At 33.3% G+C, this 2254-nt stretch carries 2 protein-coding genes; one reads left to right on the top strand and one right to left on the bottom strand.

Annotated elements, in window-relative coordinates:
• The first annotated feature begins 231 nt into the window (after window positions 1-231).
• A complete protein-coding gene (locus tag CLV95_RS18465) occupies window positions 232-1431 on the top strand; it encodes a hypothetical protein (protein WP_002735899.1) in 1200 nt (399 codons plus the stop codon).
• 52 nt (window positions 1432-1483) lie between these two features.
• Here CLV95_RS18465 and CLV95_RS18460 read toward each other — a convergent pair whose 3' ends face one another.
• Complete coding sequence (locus CLV95_RS18460) at window positions 1484-1888, bottom strand: DUF3278 domain-containing protein (protein ID WP_002744191.1); 405 nt, start codon at window positions 1886-1888, stop codon at window positions 1484-1486.
• Window positions 1889-2254 lie beyond the last annotated feature (366 nt).

Below are 2254 nucleotides of genomic sequence, written 5' to 3'. Positions count from 1 at the left end.
GAAGTTCGTCTGTCCTCAGTCCTCTGAACGGACAAGCTCTTAGTTCCTTCTGTTGGTTTTCTTGTTTTGTGGTAAATGCTCGCATCTAACCCACGGTTTTCAAGCCCGGAAGGAAGAGGCGCCATTTTGTCTCTCCTGATAGGAGAGTTTCCGATTTGTGTTAGTTTATTGTAGGAAGTTGATTGAATTTTGAAAATTGCGGTGTTGAAATACAAATGAGGGAAAATATCAATGTTAGATCAAAAAAGAACTGATTTTTCCGAAATCTATGGGATTCTTTCTCATCTTTCAGCACTACGCTATCTTAACGGTTCGGGCTTTATTTCTCAGGATGGAAATAGCTATTTTCCAATGGAATGGGAATTAACGTTACTTGCTGATGGTAATCATGATCTGCGATTGCATGTAGACGGAATTTTAAATATTGAGTATAGTCCGAATGGTTTTTTTCGAGAATTAAAGCTAAGTGGGACTACTAGTGATAGTAACTTTCATATTGCTTCAGACTCAATAGTAATACATGAGATTCAGTCTAGAGTCTATCTTGCTTCGAGCAGAAGTGATCTTATCATTAAAAAGAGTATTTTTTCTATAAAAAGTATTCGGGCTCATCTATTGAATTTCGACCCATTACTAATCCCGGGTGACGTTGAATTCAACGGTAAAAGTTTTCACTTTCGAAGACAAGAAAATTATATAGAGACTCTTTCAGCTATGAAAGCGCGCCAGCTCCATCAGGGTTGTTTATATATTCTCGAATCAAGCGTCGGGGATAGTAGTTATGATGCATATCTCGATGATATTGAAAGTTTGAGTTGGATTTTATCCTTAACCCAACTTCAATCTATTGCGCCAATTTTAATCGAAGGGGTGGATAGTGAAGGGGTAACCTGTCTTTATATCATATCTTCATTTGATGGTTTTAGGTATCATAAGTGCGATCTTTTGCGTCAAAAAAAGAATTCTATATCGGAATTTATTCGAGCAGTTGAAGCGAAAATAAAAAATTTTCCTAGAGAGCCTTTTCGTAAATCTATACATTGGATAACTAAAGCCGCTCAGAATGATCTTGTGGAAGTAAAATGGAGTAATTTAATTCTCGCTTTTGAATATTTTCTTAGTTTTTATCTTGAAGTATCTTGTGGTTTAACATCTGAAGAAGTTCGAAAAATTAAATCTATCGAACAAAAATTAAAAAAGGCAAATGGTTGGCTTCGCTTTATTCCGGAAATTTATCTAAATGAAAAGCTGCGAAAAGAAATTCGAAACCCGCTTTTCCATTCAGGCGAAATATTTTCAATACCTTTCGAGGAATTAGTTGACCTATATTATGAATTTTTGGATCTTTTGGTGCGAATTGTATTTAGAAGCCTGGGATATACTGGGAAATATTCATCGCCTTTTAGGCAATTTGGAACATTTGATGTCTAAGCAGAAATATACTTGATACAGAGGTTTCGATTTATTCTTCTTAAGATTTAATTCAGTAATATTTGCTTTCTATAATAAAGCCACTAGAAAGCAAAACAAAAAGAATCCCGTAAAAGGATCTCTGGGTTTCTGAGAACATGCATGAGGAAAGATTAAATTTTGAAGATTTAAATTTCGAAATATCCATGGAAAAATCTATGTGCTTTTCCTTTTTCTTACTTACTTCATGATAAAGAGCTCTGTATTTTCGTTCGTAACGAAGATATAAGCTATCTAATATCCACAATGAAATCAATGGGACAAGTATGAAAAAATATAGCCAAGTCTTTGAATCTTTTAAAGAGAAGACGAATATCCCAGAAAGAATCGTTATTGTCCATGCTTTAATTAAAAAAGAATTGTTGTTCATTCGAGTGATAGTATTTTGAATGAATTCTAAGTGTTTGTGTTTATTCATTTTTGATAATTCAACAGTTGAGTCAAATTTTTTCAACTATATTTAGTTTCTTTTTTATCATTCGATGTAGGGATGAGTTTTTATCGCCAAAAGTTTTTTTTACATTGATTAGGTTAATTAGGAGTATATAAATTATTTTGATAGATTATTTCGATAAATGAAAGAATCTTAAAATAGAGAATTCATTTATAAAGTTGCGTAGAGATCAAATTGATTTAGTAATGCTAAGAGCCGGTCTCAAAACTGCTTGTACTCAGAGAGCGTAAAAATATCAATGTGAAATGGACAAATATTATTCAGAGATCCCCGATGCACTTTGGGAAAAAATAGAACCATTAATCCCAAAAGTTAGGGCAAATCTCCAAG

Source organism: Leptospira borgpetersenii serovar Javanica, from assembly GCF_003046425.1.
Classification (GTDB): Bacteria; Spirochaetota; Leptospiria; order Leptospirales; family Leptospiraceae; genus Leptospira; species Leptospira borgpetersenii.
This window is presented reverse-complemented; position numbering and strand designations above follow the sequence as displayed.

Bases quoted from the DNA above. Each gene is read 5' to 3' on its own strand.
- CLV95_RS18465 (WP_002735899.1), top strand. From the start codon at position 232: ATGTTAGATCAAAAAAGAACTGATTTTTCCGAAATCTATGGGATTCTT.
- CLV95_RS18460 (WP_002744191.1), bottom strand. From the start codon at position 1,888: ATGAATAAACACAAACACTTAGAATTCATTCAAAATACTATCACTCGA.